This is a genomic window from Anabaena azotica FACHB-119, assembly GCF_014697625.1.
GTDB classification, from domain to species: Bacteria; Cyanobacteriota; Cyanobacteriia; order Cyanobacteriales; family Nostocaceae; genus Trichormus; species Trichormus azoticus_A.
Genome location: NZ_JACJSG010000024.1, coordinates 1 through 17973 on the forward strand (window position 1 = coordinate 1; position 17973 = coordinate 17973).

Sequence of the window (17973 nt, forward strand, 5' to 3'; positions counted from 1 at the left end):
TGATAACTGATAACTGATAACTGATAACTGATAACTGATAACTGATAACTGATAACTGATAACTGATAACTGATAACTGATAACTGATAACTGATAACTGATAACTGATAACTGACCAACCTATGAAAATTCACCTTGTAGATACACAAGCAACAATGAACCTGGGTATTGTTCTTGGACAAACTTTAACAGCTGGCACTGTAATTTTACTAGCAGGTGATTTAGGTGCTGGTAAAACCACTTTAGTACAAGGTTTAGGTAAAGGTCTAGGTATTATTGAACCCATTGTCAGCCCTACTTTCACACTGATCAATGAATATACTGAAGGACGTATCCCCCTTTACCATTTAGATTTATATCGCTTAGATCCGCAAGAAGTTGTAAATTTAAACTTAGAAAGTTACTGGGAAGGTATTGAGGTGATTCCCGGTATTGTGGCGATCGAGTGGTCAGAACGAATGCCCTACAAGCCAAGTTCTTATATTAACGTGCTTTTGACTTATGGCGATGAGGGCAGCCGTCAGGCGGAAATTACACCATTCAATTGCACTATCAATGAGTACATTGCTACTATCTGAACGGCTTTAGCTCCAAATTGGGTAAAACGCTGCGTAGCACTTTGTAATATTCGGGTTGTTTAGCACTGTCTCATCACAGTAAACATTTACCCAAATCATACTAATTTTATCCTCAAATTACCAAATCATCAGCGCCATACCCAATTAATCTCCACATAGTTACAACAAAATTTTTAGCGATAGATGAGGAAGAATTGCACAATCGTTCTATCTACCACTACCGCGCTCATCAAATAAATTCACTAACATAATTGCCTTCATAATCATAGAATCGGTGAATTACTCTTCAAAAAAACATTTGATTACGTTTGCTCTATACTGTTGCCATCTACTGATTTATTGATTAAGGTTAGCTAGGATTGCTTATGCTTTGGATTAATCTGTCTGTAGATGGATGGAAACAGAACTCTAAGTGTGTCCAAGGTTTTTGTACAAGTAATATCTAGCAAGCTGCAAGATTTCCTTAATACCTGTTTTTAGAAAAAATTAGATTGGTCTTAACTTTGACATAAACTTTTCCTCTCACGAATTATTTATCTAATCAGGCTTACAGCAGACTTTTAATAAATCAGTCAATACTGGAAAATTCTTTTTATTTATTTGCACTAACGTTGTGGTTCTAAACTCACTCTCTGAATTATCTCTGTAAAATTTGTTCTCTAATATGCAGGAACAAATACTGATTTCTCGTTTCTTGCTATGTTTTGCTAAGTAATCCTGAGATCCCAAGCATTCCAAAGTTTAGAAGCATTAAACAAGCCCAGATGTAAGAAATAAGTTTTTAGAACATACAATTTAAGTGCATATAAAATTTTTATATGTATAAAACATTGTTTTCACAAAAATTTGCCCGTTTACTTAACCCTACTTTTCTCTACGGTTATTTGCTAAAAAATCCGGATAGTTAAATGCAAAAAGCTCATCGGGGCAAGTCAAGCCTTACTACTTTGCGTACTAGTTGCTTAGTCTATCTTGGTACTTAACTATTCTCAAAAACAATTTAGGTTGTATACCCGTAAGGTTACTAATAATCAATATATAAGCAAATATAAATTAAGTTAAGTATATGTAAAGTTTATGTTATAAAAAGAATAGGATTTCAATAATTTTAGTGTGGAATTTCGCTAGCTCACACTATCAGGACTTACGCACCAATGTTATCTGTTAAGACTGGGTGTAAGGGTGTAAGGGTGTAAGGGTGTAGGTTTTGAAGGCTTACCCCCCTATACCCCTATACCCTTGTCCAAACCCTTGATTTTTCGTTTTCATGCGTAAGTCCTAACTATTTTACGGAATGCCTGATACAGATATATGGATAAGGGCGCACAGATGTGCGTCCCTACCAAATGCCCCACTACCGCACTTTAGCATCCACAGTTTTACCCGTTCTACTCTAAGTAACAGGAAAATATGATTAGCTACACAAAACTTAAAGCTTGACCACGCACTTCTGTGTTCAACTTGCCTTTATCATAAACAATCTGACCGCCAACTATAGTTGTGACAGCCCATCCTGTGAGGTTCCAACCTTCAAAGGGACTCCAGTGGCATTTGGTTAACAGTTCTTCTCTAAGAACGGGGCGGTATGTATTTAAATCTACAAGCACTAAGTCAGCATCGTAACCAGGGGCGATCGCACCTTTATTTGGGATACCATAAGCTACAGCTACAGCTTGAGACATCCAGTTAACGACTTGGGCAACGCTACATTTCCCTTCCATCGCCGCCGTCAACATCACCGCTAAGGATGTTTCTACCCCAGGCATTCCCGAAGGGCTGTTGGGATAGGGTTGTGCTTTCTCTTCTAAGGTGTGGGGTGCATGGTCTGTAGCGATAAAGTCTATCACCCCATCCCGCAAAGCTTGCCATAAAACTTCATTATCTTGGGGCGATCGCAATGGCGGATTCATTTGTGCTAATGTGCCAATACGCTCATAAGCACTAGTATTTAACACCAAATGTTGTGGTGTTACCTCTGCTGTTACCCAACTAGGTTTATCTTGACGCAGCAATTCGGCTTCATCGCCAGTGGACATATGCAGAATATGTAACCGACGCTGATATTTTTTAGAAAGTTTTAATGCTAGTTGCGTTGCTAACAGTGCCGCTTGGTTATCTTGAATTTGGGAATGAATTGCTGGGTCTTGAATTCCCGCAAATTGTTGGCGACGCTGGTTAATTCTAGCTTGGTCTTCGGCATGAACGGCAATTAGGCGCTGACCTTGAGCAAATATCGATTCGAGTATCGCTTCTTGGTCTACCAACAGTTGCCCGTGCATCGACCCCATGAAAATCTTAATGCCTGGTGTGGGATGCGCCGCTAACAAATCAGGAGTGTTATCCCCCGTCGCCCCAATAAAAAAGCCATAATTTACCAAGCACTTTTGAGCAGCACGTTGTAACTTGTCATCTAAAGCTGCTTGGTTAGTTGTCAGAGGGCGCGTGTTGGGCATTTCCAAAAAAGAAGTTACCCCCCCCTTGGCACAGGCACAACTAGCCGTGAATAGGTCTTCCTTATGTTCTAGCCCTGGTTCACGGAAATGTACCTGGGGGTCGATGACTCCAGGCAACAAAGTTAGTCCTGCCGCGTCAATTTCTGTAGTTGCTGTATTGTCGGCAATTGTCGGGGCTACTTCAACGATGTGGCGATCGCGCGTCAACACATCCCCAAGCAAAAATTCACCATTCGGTAAAATGATGCGAGCGCCGCGAATTAATAAACTTTGTGGAGATGTCATGAGGCTAACACTTTTCCAACTAGGAGCTATAGACTATAGAAAACTATGCTTTTAGGTCAATCTCGTAAACCGTTTTTGTAATAATTTTTTGCACTAAGTTAAAAAAAAGTTTATTTTTAACTTATGAATCAGCCTCACCCCCTAAGTCAACAGTCAACAATTTAGACTATGGACTGATGACCAATCACTAACCCACTCTCTCCCGCTAAGATTAACAAATATAGTCTCTCTAAGCGAGTTAATTGCTTACACTTTTCTTACTTCAGTAATTTCATGCAAAATCAAGTGTCTGAAAATAATTCCAGTAAACAACCTGATAACTCTTGGATCGGAGAGTTAGGTAGAACAGTTGTATTAAGTATTGTTCTGGCTTTAGGTATTCGTACCTTTGTAGCGGAAGCACGTTGGATTCCTTCTGGTTCGATGGAACCCACTCTCCACGGAACCCCGAACCAGTGGGAAGCAGACAAGATTATTGTGGATAAGTTGAAGTATAGATTTGCTCAACCCCAGAGGGGAGATATCGTAGTTTTTTCACCTACCGAAGAGTTACAAAAAGAACAATATCAAGATGCTTTTATTAAACGGGTGATTGGCTTACCTGGAGAAACAGTAGAACTGAGGAATGGTAAGGTATATATCAACAAAAAACCCTTAAACGAGGGCAATTATCTAAGTGCTAAACAAACTACTGTAGTTGATGTTTGTACATCAGGTCAGCAACCAGCTTTCTTAGCAAAACCCCAGACTATACCCCCTGATTCTTACTTAGTCTTAGGAGATAACCGCAATAGCAGCTACGACAGTCGTTGCTGGGGTGTTGTCCCTCGTCAGAATATTATCGGTCGTGCAGTGGTTCGCTTCTGGCCACTTAATAATGTAGGAGGAATTGATAAATCACCCCTATACCCACAGTAAAAAATAGAGGCAGCCAACAGTCAAAAGTCAACAGTTAAGCAATTTTAGACTAATGACTAAAAATGTCATGCCTTACCTAGCTAAGATGCTCATCTACCCAATTAAATCACTGGATGGGGTAGAAGTAGAACAAAGGCGAGTGCTTGCTAGTGGCGCATTAGAAAATGACCGGGAATTTGCGATATTTGACGAAAATTCTCAGGTGGTGAATGGCAAGCGTCATTCATCAATTCACAAATTGCGATCGCCTACGGCGGGGCGTAGCCCATCGCACTTTAGCATCCCTCATCGAACCATCTCTTTGCAACTCCCTGGTCAAGCATCAAAACACATATTTCATCTAGACAAAGAAAGACAAGCGCTAACGACAGTTCTGAGTGATTTTTTTGGGTTTGCTGTAACGCTACAGCAGAACTCTTTAGTTGGCTTCCCTGATGATTTAGAATCAACAGGGCCAACTGTCATTAGTACAGCGACTTTGCAAGAAGTCGCTTCTTGGTTTCCTGGCGTGACAGTCGAGGAAATGCGCCGTCGAATGCGTGCAAATCTGGAAATTGATGGTGTCCCCGCCTTTTGGGAAGACCAATTATTCACCGCATCAGGTGATATGGTTGCTTTTCGGATTGGAGATGTACAATTTTTGGGTGTTAACCCTTGTCAACGTTGTATAGTTCCCACAAGAGACTCCCTCTCAGGTGATGCTTACCCAAGCTTTCAAAAAATCTTCATCCAAAAGCGACAAGCTACCTTGCCAGAATGGGTTGCTTCATCTCGGTTTAACCATTTTTATAGGTTAAGCATCAATACAAAATTACCCAAGTCAGAAGCAGGGAAAATTATTAGGACTGGTGACAAGGTAGAAATTTTGACAAGTGATGCGTAACATTCCGTTACCCTTTCGGCAGCAAAAAGGCAACGAAAAGCTCATATAGCAGGGGACAGGGGACAGGTGACAGAGTTAAAAACCTTTCACTGTATAAGTTTTCTCATTTTCTGATGTCCTAACTGTCTTGGCTATTGCTATATCTCAAAATCAGGGGTTGTCAAATGGATATCCCCTACATCTTTGCTAGCAATTTTAGTATTGAAAATATAGCAGGGGACAGGTGATAGGTGACTCTTGACAGGGCTGCAAGCCTTTGAAATAAAAAGTTTTAAAATTGTATGATGTCCTAACCTATGCTTCGACTGCTATATAAATTATTATTTTTACACAAATTAATTTAGCAGAATTTAGGGGCTTGTGTTCCTTTCCCCTTCTTAATCATTTAGAGTTTCGATAATACCAATTTGAAAAATGAATGGAACAGATATGTGGAATTATCGTTAGGTCGCACGCTTAACCTTAACACAACGGCTTTAACGCGGGAGAGGCACAGTTCTTTGACTTCTCTACTTAATATTTACTGCTTAATCAATATCAATGTATGAGGGCGCTCATTCAATCATTCATATTCATGTATTTTCGGATGAAATCTCACAAATTCTAGTGTTATAAAAAAATTTAAGGCGGCAAATTAGAAGAGATAGCCTACTTATACGATATGTGTAAATATAATTTAGTATGTCTTTACTCACATCTTGCAGCAAGAAAAACTGATGTAATTTTATTACTCAATAAAAAAGCAAAACCCTTGATTTAGCGATGAAAGCCCATAAAAATGATGTAGCTTTATCTCACATTTTTTTACCTTACCTGGGTTTTTACGTAGAAGTGCAAGATATGAGTTTATACAAATATCAGCTAATTGCTTGATAGAATCTGCTATTGTAGACCATACTAATCTTTAATTTTCAGGTGGTTTATATATAGTAAATTCACCATAATTTACATTGTATAACTTGCCACAACTTATGTTCTCCACACTTCACTATCTTAGGCTATACTACCGCTCAATTAACAACAAGTTTTTCCATAAAACTCTGATGTTATCCCTAAAAGTACCAATTTTATTGTTGAGTTTATAAAACCAATGTAGCAAAATTTATTTAAAAATCTCTAACTTGCGTTTTGCATGAGTTAAGAAATAACCATCAATTTGCCAAAACATGGCTAATAATGAGAAAGAATCCATAATGAGTTATAAGCAGTCAAACCAATACAGAAAAGATATTTTAATTATTGATGATATGGCAGATAATTTGCGTGTTTTATCATCAATTCTTACAAGTCAAGGATACAATGTACGCAAAGCTTTAAACTGGCAGATGGCTTCTACTGCTTGTCAAACATTATTACCAGATTTAATATTACTGGATATCATGATGCCAGATGTTGATGGTTATGAGGTCTGTCAACGATTTAAAGCTTGGAAACTGACTGCTGATATTCCAGTGATTTTTATTAGCGCTTTAGATGATGTTTTTGACAAAGTTAAGGCTTTTAAAACTGGTGGAGTAGATTACATCACAAAACCATTTGATTTGGCAGAAGTACTAGTGCGTGTACAAAATCAAATGGAATTACGCGCTGCAAAACTGGAGATACTAACCCTCAATGCTGAATTAGAACAAAGGGTAAAACAGCGCACTTGGGAGCTAGAAAAGGCTTTGCATAAATTGCAGATAGAAGTTAATGCCCGTCAAAAACTGCAAAATCAACTATTAGAAATGGCTCTACATGATGCGCTTACTAGTTTACCAAACAGAATTATGTTTATTAAGCGATTAGAAAAAGCCTTAAATCTTGCTAAACAAGAATGTAACTATCAGTTTGCAGTTTTGTTTTTGGATTGCGATCGCTTCAAATTTATTAATGATTCTTTAGGTCATTTAGTAGGTGATGAATTACTGATTGCTGTGGCTAACCGTCTACAATCTTGCCTCACACCAGATGCTACTTTAGCCAGATTAGGTGGTGATGAGTTTGGGATTTTGTTGGAAAACATGGAAGATATTCATGCTTCAATCCATGTAGCTGATCATATTCTGCAACAATTATCAATGGCTTTTAAGTTATCTAGATACGAAGTTTTTATCAACGTCAGTATTGGGATTAATTGGGGACATAAAGGCTATGAAAAACCAGAATATCTATTGCGAGATGCTGATACAGCTATGTACCGTGCTAAAGACTTAGGACGAGCTAGATACCATGTTTTTGATCCCCAAATGCACCAGGAAGCCATCAAAACCTTAGAAATAGAAAATGATTTACGTAGAGCTGTTGAGCGACAAGAGTTTATTGTTTATTATCAACCAATTATTTCTTTGACTACAGGTCAAATTTCTGGATTTGAAGCATTGATTCGTTGGTTACATCCAACTAAAGGTTTAATTCACCCTACAGATTTTATTCCCGTAGCGGAAGAAACCGGTTTAATTAATGCTATTAATGTATGGGTATTACATTCTGCTTGCCGCCAACTACGTATCTGGCAAGCTCATCCAGTAAGGACAAAAAACTTAACTATTAGTGTTAATTTAAGCGCCAAATTATTTTTACAATCTGATTTTCTAGTGCAGATTGATAAAATTATTGAACAAACTCAAATAAATCCCTCTAGTTTAGAGTTAGAAATTACAGAAACTGTAATTATGCAAAATAGTAATGAAATTAAAACAATTCTTCAACAATTAAAGGAGCGAAAGATTAAACTAATTATGGATGACTTTGGCACAGGTTATTCATCATTAAGTTACCTACATATATTTCCTTTTAATGCTTTAAAAATTGACAAATCCTTCGTCAATCGGATGTTAGACAATCAAGCAAATATGGGGTTAGTACCTGCAATGATCAGCATTGCTGCATCTATGGGAATGGCGGCGATCGCAGAAGGAGTAGAAACCGAAGCACAACTTGAACAATTGAAAAGTTTAAAATGTGATTTTGCTCAAGGATATTTGTTTTCTCAACCAATTCCACAGCACTTAGTCATGGATTTTATTACTTCAAAAACCCAATGGTAACTTTCTGTCGCTACAGCATTTTACTCATTAATAATTTATATCAGCTTTTTATCTATTAGCTTCTCGCAATCATGGCAATTAAATAAGATTTAATACGTTTATCAAATTTTTATATGTATATACTATAGCGTTTCCCCAATCCCCAATCCCCAGTCCCCAGCCCCCAGTCCCCATCCCTAAAAACAATAATCAAGAAATCAGAATTTTTATTGAACAGAGACTACTATTTTTTGTGACATAAACGCATAATAGAAGAGTGACTGATCTGTTAGCCCCTTTACAATCTTTAAAGCAAGGTCACTGGTTCAAGCTCATCTGCGGAGCTAGTTTCCAGCACCTACCTGCTGTCAGAAGTTTAACATTAGCCTATACCTTGGCAGGTGCTGACTGCATAGATGTCGCAGCTGATCCGGCGGTGATTAAAGATGCCAAAGAAGCAATACAAGTAGCCAAAACTTTGGCAAAGGAAGCCCAAACAAGAGGGCTGAATTACAAAGGTGATGCGCCTCTGTTGATGGTGAGCTTAAATGATGGCGAAGACCCCCATTTTCGCAAAGCCGAGTTTGACCCCAGTCAATGTCCTGAAGATTGCCCTAGACCTTGTGAAAAAATTTGTCCTGCCCAAGCAATAGTTTTTAACCATAAAAAAGATAGTTTTTCTGGGGTGGAATCTCAGAAATGTTACGGTTGCGGGCGTTGTCTACCAGTTTGTCCTTATGATAGAATTTATACAAATTCGTATATGTCCAAACCAGAGGCGATCGCGCCTATGGTCATGTCAGCAGGGATCGATGCCGTAGAAATCCATACCAAAGTAGGACGTTTGACCCAGTTCAAGCAATTATGGCAAGTAATTTCACCGTGGGCAGAGCAATTGAAAGTATTAGCTATCAGTTGCCCCGATGGCAAAGATTTAATTGAGTATCTGCAAGCAATTTATGAACTAATTTCTCCACTCCGTACCACCTTAATCTGGCAAACCGACGGCCGCCCCATGAGTGGTGACATCGGAGACGGTACTACTTTAGCCGCAGTAAAACTAGGGCAGAGGGTTTTAGCAGCTAAGTTACCAGGATATGTACAGCTAGCAGGTGGCACTAACAGCTACACAGTTGCTAAGTTAAAGGCAATGGGACTACTGAAGAGAGCAGGGGGAGTAACCCACCCCTACCCCCTCCCAGGAGGGGAAAGGGGAGATGAGGGAATAGGGGGAGATGGAGGAGTAGTATGTTCCTTATCCTCCACAGGGGGACAAGTTAAAGCTATATCTGCCTCATCCCCCTCATCTCCCTCATCCCCCCCATCCATCGCCGGAGTCGCTTACGGTAGCTACGCCCGTGTCATGCTGTCACCGATTATTGAACAGTTAGAAAAGGAGGTGAATCATAACAGTGTTAAGGCAGTCCGCCTGGAAGAAGAACCCCAATTGCTCTGGCAAGCTGTAGAGCTTGCACATTCTCTCGTCTCTCAGCTCAAGTCACAGCAGGAGCGCTAATCGCTCTTCGTTATCTCTCAAAACGTCACCATAGAAAGCATGACGATTACAGACGATCTCCAAAAGTTATTAGACATTTTGCCCCAAGACCTGCGACAAGTACTAGAGAATCATCCTCAGCGAGATAGTTTAGTAGAAGTGGTCTTGGATTTGGGTCGTCGCCCAGAAGCTCGCTTTCCCAAGGGAGCCGAATATCTGAGCGAAACGCCCGTCACTCAAGCTCAAATAGATGATTGCATTCAGCGAGTTGGAAACTTTGGTGGAGATAATCGGGCAGGAATTGAGCAAACTTTGCACCGGATCAGTGCTATCCGCAACCGCAACGGTAAGATCATCGGTCTAACCTGTCGCGTTGGTCGAGCGGTATTCGGTACTATCGGCATGATCCGCGATTTGGTAGAAACTGGTAAATCAATTCTCATGCTAGGCCGTCCAGGCGTAGGCAAAACCACAGCTTTAAGAGAAATTGCCCGCGTACTAGCTGATGAATTGCATAAACGTGTGGTCATTATCGACACCTCCAACGAAATTGCCGGGGATGGCGATGTGGCTCACCCTGCCATTGGTCGTGCTAGGCGGATGCAGGTGGCTCATCCAGAACAGCAACATCAAGTGATGATTGAGGCAGTAGAAAACCATATGCCTGAAGTCATCGTCATTGATGAAATTGGTACAGAATTGGAAGCCTTAGCTGCCCGTACCATCGCCGAACGGGGTGTACAGTTGGTAGGTACTGCCCACGGCAACCAGATAGAAAACCTCATCAAGAACCCCACATTGTCTGACTTGGTTGGGGGTATCCAAGCTGTCACACTGGGAGACGATGAAGCAAGACGCAGAGGTAGCCAGAAAACCGTTTTGGAGAGGAAAGCGCCTCCTACCTTCGAGATTGCTGTAGAAATGTTAGAACGGCAACGGTGGGTAGTACATGAAAGCGTCGCGGATACTGTCGATACACTGTTGCGAGGTCGCCAGCCTAGTCCGCAGACACGCACCGTAGATGACCAAGGTAAAGTCTCGATTACCAGACAGTTAGCCGTGGTTAACGGGCGTGGCGGGTTGGCAACATCAGAGGAGTCCTTTGCACCTGCCAGACAAGCCAATGGTTGGCGTTCATCAGGTCAGATGCTAGCTGTACCATCATTAACTGTGGAGCGGGAAAGGCTGGGACAAAGCGAATTTGACCGCTTGTTAGATGAATCCTTCAATTACCCAGAAGTTGTTGATTTCAACAGCGCTAGAATACCAGGGCCGAATGGGGAAGATTTGCCCTTGCACATTTACCCTTACGGTGTCAGTAGACATCAATTGGAACAGGTAATTAGTGTCTTAACTTTGCCTGTGGTCTTGACAAAAGACATCGATAGTGCTGATGCAATTTTGGCTTTGCGATCGCACGTCAAAAACCACGCCAAACTCAGGCAAATGGCTAAGGCGCGTCACGTACCCATCCATGTGATCAAGTCCAGCACCATCCCACAAATTACTCGTGGGTTGCGACGGTTGCTGAACATTGATGACCCCGATATGGCTGATGATAAAGAACTGCAACTGTTCTTGCACAACGGTAGCGATGACGAAATCGACGCTTTAGAAGAAGCAAGACTAGCCGTAGAGCAAATCGTCATTCCCAAAGGACAACCAGTGGAGTTATTACCCCGTTCTGCACAAGTCCGCAAGATGCAGCATGAGTTAGTAGAACATTATCGCCTCAAATCTCATAGCTTTGGGGAAGAACCAAATCGCCGTTTACGGATATATCCAGCGTAAACTGAGGAGAGTAAATTAGGCGATCGCTCTGATTCTAGGGCGATCGTTTTTTTATGGCAGGGGATAGGGTTGAAACCCCTTTGAAGTAAGGGTTTTATGATTTGTTGATTTCCTAATCTATGTGGCTACTGATATATATAGCAATAGCCAAGACAGTTAGGACATCAGGAAATTAAAAAACTGAAACAGCAAAAGGCTTTTAACTCTATCACCTGTCACCTGTACCCTGTCCCCTGCTATATAAGCTGAACACTGAAGTCACGGTTTATGCCAAGATAACATCAACGTATAAGTTCAATCTAAGATTGCTTGTTGTGAGTGAATTAAATTAATTGGATATTATAATTAAAATTACTCCTGTCAGCACAAAATTAATGTAAAAATTAACCAACACTGAAAAACATGACTACGATTACTCTGATATTATCACCAGAATTAGAGCAAAAATTACGAGAAAGTATTGCTAGAAACGACACTGAAAGAGTTCGACAGTTATTGGCTGATGCCTTTGCGCCAACAGTAGAATTATTACTAGGAGAAAAAACAAACAGTAAAATTCATGATGATGAATTCGAGGTAATTGCTGACCAATTAGTTGATGATTTTGCAGCTTGTGTCGGGTCAGACGTACTTCCATTATCAGATTATGCAGTAAGTCGTGAAGGTATTTATGAGGAGCATCCTTAAACGTGGATTACCTTTTAGACACTAATATTTTGTTGCGTTTTATTTTTCGTACTGATCCGCGATACCCAATCGTAAAAACTGCGATACGAAAACTACGAAATGATAAACACACACTGTATATCTCATCACAAAACTGTATCGAATTTTGGAACGTCGCTACAAGACCTACAGCAAAAAATGGTTTTGGTTTGACTCCTACAGATGCAAAAAGAATGCTGCAACGGATTGAGCGTCTGTTTCCATTATTGCCTGAGACACCTGCTGTTTATCATGAGTGGCGTAGACTTGTGGTAACATACAATGTCTCAGGTGTGCAAGTGCATGATGCTCACCTTGTTGCTGCTATGAAAGCACAAAATTTATCTCATATTTTGACATTTAATATTAATGATTTCAGGCGCTATGCAGCAGAAGGTATTGTAGTAGTTGACTCTGGAACAGTATAAATTTTATTTGCAATGAGAAAATGCGATCGCCTCCTGTCGGCTGACGACATTGCACAATCTCCAGCAAAGCAGCTCGCGCTACATCCCTAACTTATAGCAGGTTACAGGTTACAGGTAACAGGTAACAGTCTTTAAAGCCTGTTCTTATAGACATTTTATGCTTAGTCGGTGTCCTAACCTATCAGGGGATTGCTATATATATGCCTAGCCACTGTTGAAGTTGTCTGAGATAATTCAGCGCATTCTGATAAAAATTGACCTTGCTTTTTCATAAGTCTAGAAGACTAAACATTTTAAAAAAGTGTAAATCGCTTTACAACGGGAATACACTGAGATAGAAATGCAAAACGGTATATTTACTACCATACTGTAAAATTACCACATTCGTCTGTCTTTTTAATCATCATGCCCAGACTCAATTTTTTGGTAATTACTTTTAATCGCACTCCAGTTACTGGCTATTGGCATTCGCCAACCAGTACCAAAGGCGCGGTCAGTGATTTTTAAGCCTGGGGGTGCTTGGCGGCGTTTAAATTCTGCCCTCGCTACCATTTGGATAACTCTGTCTACCACTGTTGGGTCATGTCCGGCGGCGACAATTTGCCCTACTGATTGATGGTCGTGAATTAGGCGCTGTAAGATATCGTCTAAGATTTCGTATGGAGGTAGGGAGTCTTGGTCAACTTGACCGGGTTTGAGTTCGGCGCTTGGTGCTTTGGTGAGGATGTTTTCAGGGATGACTGGGGACTGGTGGGAGTTTAGCCATTTGCACAGGGAGTAGACGCGGGTTTTGGGAACGTCTGCAATGACTGCTAAACCGCCGTTCATGTCGCCGTAGAGGGTGCAGTAACCGACTGCCATTTCTGACTTGTTACCTGTGGAGAGTAGTAGGTAGCCAAATTTATTGGCGATCGCCATTAATAAGTTACCGCGAATCCGTGACTGAATATTCTCCTCAGCCAAACCAAATTCTGTACCCGCAAATAACCCCGCCAAGCTATTATCAAAGCTTTGCATTAACTCCCCAATGGGTAAAATCTGCGTTTTAATTCCCAAATTATCAGCTAATTGTAGAGCATCACTAATAGAATGGTCGGAACTATAAGGGGATGGCATTAATACACCCAAGACGTTTTCTTTACCTAATGCCGCAGTGGCAATTGTCGCTACCAGTGCAGAATCAATTCCCCCACTTAACCCCAGTACTACTTTATAAAAACGACATTTTTGAGCATAATCTTTCACACCCAAAACTAGAGCCTGCCAAATTTCTTCCTCTTCTGATTCATATACAGGGGCAACGGAACTTAATCTAAAATCTCTTTGTGTTTCCTCAAATTCTACTGTAACTAAATCAGTGGTGAAACCATTAGCAAGGCACATTACCTCACCTTGACGATTTAAGGCAAAGCTGCGACCATCAAACAGCAAATCATCATTACCACCGACTTGATTAGTATAAATAACAGGCTGTTGAAACCTGACAGCGCTATGTTTTAGCATTTCTTCTCGAAAGCTTGGCTTACCCACACTGTAGGGTGATGCCGATAAATTAACTATGAAATCTACTCCTAAAATTGCTAAGTCAGCAATAGGATTTGCTATATAAGTACGTTTGCCCCAAAACTCCTCATCATTCCATAAATCCTCGCAAATTGTCACGCCAATTTTGACATTATCTAATACAAAATAATTTGTTTCCTGTCCTGCTTCAAAATAACGCTGTTCGTCAAATACATCATAAGTGGGCAATAATCGCTTATAAAAGTATTGCTTAATTTTGCCATTTTCTAATAAAGCTGTGCTATTAAATAAAGGTTTTCCCCCTGTAGTAGAAGCTTGATGATTGGCATCAACCGTACCTACTAATACAGCTAAATTCGCAGGTAAATCTTGAGCTAATTGGTGCAAAGTTCCCGTCATAGCTTTCAGAAAACTAGGATTTAATAATAAATCCCGTGGTGGATATCCACATAAAGATAGTTCTGGTGTTAATAATAATCTTGCACCTTGTTCGACTGCCTGCTGTGCCATTACTAGTATCTTCTCGGCATTGCCTGACAAGTCACCAATTATGGGGTTAATTTGAGCGATCGCAATTTTCATAGTCATTAGTCATTAGTCATTGGTCATTAGCTACAACTATTCGCATATCAATAATTACGAATTAAATAAATACTAAAGGTTTGTCTTTAAAAGGAGCGAAAGCTTCTGCATCAAATTTGTACAAACTAGCGGGACGACCTGCACCTCTTGAGACTTTTACCCCAGTATCAGATAAGAATCCTAGTTTCAACAGACGGGCGCGGAAGTTGGAATAATCGGAGAAGTTCTCACCTAAAACTGTTGTATATAACTGATATAAATCACTTAAAGTAAACATTTCTGGCAACACTTCAAAAGCCACTGGGCTGTATTCTAATTTATTACGTAAACGTCTATGTCCATAAGTCAAAATTTCATTATGGTCGAATGCTAATTTTGGTACTTGCTTGACTGGATACCAAGCAATACCTGTGACACCATCAGCAATTAATTCTGCTTCTTCAAATCTGACTAGAGCAAAGTAACTAACTGATAGGTAACGTACACCATAACTCTCATTTGCTTCTCTGGGGTCACGATTAGGGCCGCCAAAGGTATATAACTGTTCTAAATAGAGATTTTTGACTCTAATTTTTTCTGCCATAATGCGATAAGCAGCATCTTCTAAAGACTCCCCTTCTCGTACCAAAGTCCCAGGAAGACTCCAATAATTTAAAAAAGGTTCTTGCTGTCGCATTACTAACAGTACTAACAGCCGATTTTTTTCGGTATCTACAGAAAAAATTACATTATCAACACCAACCTTAAAATTAGCTAAAGGTTGTTGATTTAAAGAAGTTGGAAACTTTTTGTGGTTGCGTCCAGGCATTTGTACAAATGCTGTTGATGAATATAAGCGACAATAGGGGGGGTGAGAGCGGCGGTATCTCCACATTCGCGATAAGCAGTTGAGGAAACATCTAAACCTGTAAAAGAGGCGATCGCAATTTTGCCTCCCAGTTGTTGGACAGTTTCTAGACTAGCTTCATCTATTGCATATCCTGGTCGTGGCACTATCAACAGTTCTACCTGCTGTAACAATTCTTCAATTCGATACCAACGCGGTAACTGACTCAGCAAATCTGAACCAATTACTAAAGTAAACTCTGTTTGTGTACCCCAACGCAATTTTGCTTTTTCCAGGGTTTCCAGTGTTCTCAAGCTACTTAAATCCTGTTCTAAAGCAATATTCTGTCTAGGTGCGTCTATATCCGCAATCAACAACCGCAACATTGCCGCCCGATGTGCTAACAATGTTTGATGGGCTTTAAATGGGTTATCCGCCGCCCACACAGCCACCCAATCATAACGCTCAGACAACCACCGCAGTATAGTTTGATGCCCTGCTGTTGGCGGGTCTGCACTTGTACCAAATAAAGCGATTTTGTTCATAGTCGGTTGACAGTTGACAGTTGACAGGTGACAGGTGACAGTTGACAGGTGACAGTTGACAGGTGACAGGTGACAGGTGACAGTTGACAGTTGTTCTCCTCTGCTCCTTTCCCCTCCTGGGAGGGGTTAGGGGTGGGTTGCTCCTCATCTCCCTCATCTCCCCCCACTCCCTCATCTCCCTCATCTCCCTCATCTCCCCCCACTCCCTCATCTCCCCCCACCCCCCACTCGCCTCTGAGTCTGTTGTGTCAACTCTTGTAGTGTGGCGGAAATTTCTACGGGAATGGGAACAGGATGATCTAACCTTCTTGTTTGTTCAGGTAGGCTAGCGACGGAAGCGGCGGTACGTTGACGGATTTCTGCTAGGCTTTGAGGTGGTTGTAGGCGTTGACCTTGTTTGACTACTAGTTGTAGTAAGGGTGTTTCCAGGGCGAGAGGTGTATCTGTAATTAACCCCAGTCTGTCTGCTTTGACTTTACCTTCCGCATACGACCGGAAAATTTGTTTGCGTCCGGGGTATGTTACTTTTCCACTGGAATGTTTCATGACTGGGATATTGTCAATTTCTACGAGTTTGTAAACTCCATTCACAGGGAAACCTGTAACAAGTTTAGTTCCGAGTCCGTAGCCGTCGATTTCTGCACCGGCGGCTTTGAGTCTGGCAATTTCCCATTCATCTAGATCGCCACTGGCAAGAATTGCTACTTCTGGTAGGAGCGATCGCACTTGTTTTGATAAGCTAACTAGGTCGCCAGAATCTAACCTCACGCCGGATAATTGCATTTTTCCACTATTTACTTTCTCTGCTAACTGCTGGGCCGCCGCGACGGTATCATAAGTATCTATTAATAGTGGCGCACCAGGAAAATAGCGATGAAACGCACTAAAGGCTTTTTCCTCACTGCCTTCCATCGCTGACAACGCCATAACCAAGGCGTGAGCCATCGTACCACTTGGTAGTTGCCCTAGTTGTAGCGCTGCTAACACATTCGAGGTGGCATCTAAGCCACCAGCTAAGGCTGCCCTAGCCGCCCACAAGGAGGCTTGGGGACTAAAGGCTCTTCTTGTCCCAAATTCTAAAAGTGTAGCTTTTTCACCCGCTATATCACGCAGGCGTGCTGCCTTTGTTCCTATTAAGGTTTGGTAGTTGATGGTGTTTAATAAGTATGTTTCTACTAACTGAGCTTGCCATAGAGGCGCTTCCACCCGTAACATTGGTTCGTTGGCAAATACGGCCGTCCCTTCCGGTACTGCCCATACATCCCCAGTGAACCTTGCCTGGGCTAGCAGTGACCAAAAGCTGTCATCTACATGAGCAAAAATTCCTGTGGCTTGTAATGCAGCTATTTGTTCCTGGCTAAAGCGTAACTTTTCTAAATATTCCAGTGCTTGCTCTAGCCCCATCGCAATTAAGTAGCCAAAACCTTCTGGCGATCGCCGCACAAATAACTCAAAACTTGCCCTTTGTTGTTCTATACCTTCACCTGTATAACAAGCGGCCATTGTCAACTGGTATAGGTCGGTAAGCAGACTGTAGTCAGCCGCAGAGATGTTTAAGTCTGGGGTTTGCTGAACATCCCAGATGGGGATAGTTGTCATGCAAGCGCTTCCTTAAAAGAATGCTTCTTTCTATTATGGTATTTTTTACCAAAAATATTGTCAAGTAGCAAAAAATATTTGGCTAGATGCAGGTTAATACAGCATCTTCAGCAATTAATAAATTTAAAAATATCTATTAATTATTATTTCTTAATAGTTAAATTAGACAATATTTCGCTGTTGGTCAATTCTGCATAGCTATAGCAGGGGACAGGGGACAGGTTTCAGGTAACAGGCGCTTTAGCTGCTTGCTATCAGGATTTTATGATTCACTCATGCCCTATAGGCTACGGCGATAAATTAGCTGTTGACTGGGAAAATTCCTCCTCACCTGCTCCTATCTCTTTTCTTGG

14 protein-coding genes are annotated in these 17973 nt (G+C 41.1%); 8 read left to right on the forward strand and 6 right to left on the reverse strand.

Translation table 11 applies throughout. The features are described 5' to 3' along the window. The first annotated feature begins 122 nt into the window (after positions 1–122). Positions 123–578, forward strand: a complete 456-nt coding sequence (gene tsaE, locus H6G83_RS17695; RefSeq protein WP_190474664.1) for a tRNA (adenosine(37)-N6)-threonylcarbamoyltransferase complex ATPase subunit type 1 TsaE — start codon at positions 123–125, stop codon at positions 576–578. A 1418-nt stretch (positions 579–1996) separates the two neighbouring features. Here tsaE and H6G83_RS17700 read toward each other — a convergent pair. Beyond that, complete coding sequence (locus tag H6G83_RS17700; protein WP_190474666.1) at positions 1997–3316, reverse strand: dihydroorotase; 1320 nt, start codon at positions 3314–3316, stop codon at positions 1997–1999. 273 nt (positions 3317–3589) lie between these two features. On the opposite strand from H6G83_RS17700, the gene lepB reads away from it, so the two are divergent. The 7 genes from lepB (at position 3590) to H6G83_RS17735 (ending at position 12544) form a co-directional block, all read left to right on the forward strand. Next, the gene (gene lepB / locus H6G83_RS17705) at positions 3590–4234 is read left to right on the forward strand and encodes a signal peptidase I (protein ID WP_190474668.1); all 645 of its coding nucleotides are present in this window, start codon (positions 3590–3592) and stop codon (positions 4232–4234) included. Between the two features lie 67 nt (positions 4235–4301). After that, positions 4302–5117: an MOSC domain-containing protein gene (locus H6G83_RS17710; RefSeq protein WP_190474835.1), complete on the forward strand. Its 816-nt coding sequence runs from the start codon at positions 4302–4304 to the stop codon at positions 5115–5117. A 1193-nt stretch (positions 5118–6310) separates the two neighbouring features. Further along, a complete protein-coding gene (locus H6G83_RS17715; RefSeq protein WP_190474670.1) occupies positions 6311–8146 on the forward strand; it encodes a GGDEF/EAL domain-containing response regulator in 1836 nt (611 codons plus the stop codon). A 256-nt stretch (positions 8147–8402) separates the two neighbouring features. Next, a complete protein-coding gene (gene ldpA / locus H6G83_RS17720; RefSeq protein ID WP_190474672.1) occupies positions 8403–9641 on the forward strand; it encodes a circadian clock protein LdpA in 1239 nt (412 codons plus the stop codon). A 39-nt stretch (positions 9642–9680) separates the two neighbouring features. Next, entirely contained in the window at positions 9681–11411 is a 1731-nt protein-coding gene (locus H6G83_RS17725) for a R3H domain-containing nucleic acid-binding protein (RefSeq protein WP_190474674.1), read from the forward strand. A gap of 402 nt (positions 11412–11813) precedes the next feature. Continuing rightward, positions 11814–12098, forward strand: a complete 285-nt coding sequence (locus H6G83_RS17730) for a hypothetical protein (protein ID WP_190474675.1) — start codon at positions 11814–11816, stop codon at positions 12096–12098. Positions 12099–12100: 2 nt separating this feature from the next. Next, positions 12101–12544, forward strand: a complete 444-nt coding sequence (locus tag H6G83_RS17735) for a type II toxin-antitoxin system VapC family toxin (RefSeq protein WP_190474677.1) — start codon at positions 12101–12103, stop codon at positions 12542–12544. 396 nt (positions 12545–12940) lie between these two features. On the opposite strand, the gene H6G83_RS17740 is transcribed toward H6G83_RS17735, so the two are convergent. The 5 genes from H6G83_RS17740 to H6G83_RS17760 all read right to left on the reverse strand — a co-directional run bounded on the left by H6G83_RS17740 (position 12941) and on the right by H6G83_RS17760 (position 17620). Beyond that, positions 12941–14650 (reverse strand): NAD+ synthase, encoded by a 1710-nt coding sequence (locus H6G83_RS17740; RefSeq protein ID WP_190474837.1) that lies wholly within the window; start codon positions 14648–14650, stop codon positions 12941–12943. A gap of 61 nt (positions 14651–14711) precedes the next feature. Then, positions 14712–15458 carry an NUDIX hydrolase gene (locus H6G83_RS17745; protein ID WP_190474680.1) on the reverse strand — a complete coding sequence of 249 codons (747 nt, stop codon included), beginning with the start codon at positions 15456–15458 and terminating at the stop codon, positions 14712–14714. Further along, positions 15419–16021, reverse strand: a complete 603-nt coding sequence (locus H6G83_RS17750) for a nicotinate-nucleotide adenylyltransferase (RefSeq protein WP_190474683.1) — start codon at positions 16019–16021, stop codon at positions 15419–15421. The genes H6G83_RS17745 and H6G83_RS17750 overlap by 40 nt, the downstream gene beginning before the upstream one ends. Continuing rightward, positions 16018–16242, reverse strand: coding sequence for a hypothetical protein (locus tag H6G83_RS17755; protein WP_190474684.1), 225 nt, complete (start codon positions 16240–16242; stop codon positions 16018–16020). The genes H6G83_RS17750 and H6G83_RS17755 overlap by 4 nt, the downstream gene beginning before the upstream one ends. After that, entirely contained in the window at positions 16229–17620 is a 1392-nt protein-coding gene (locus H6G83_RS17760) for a nicotinate phosphoribosyltransferase (protein ID WP_190474686.1), read from the reverse strand. The genes H6G83_RS17755 and H6G83_RS17760 overlap by 14 nt, the downstream gene beginning before the upstream one ends. Positions 17621–17973 lie beyond the last annotated feature (353 nt).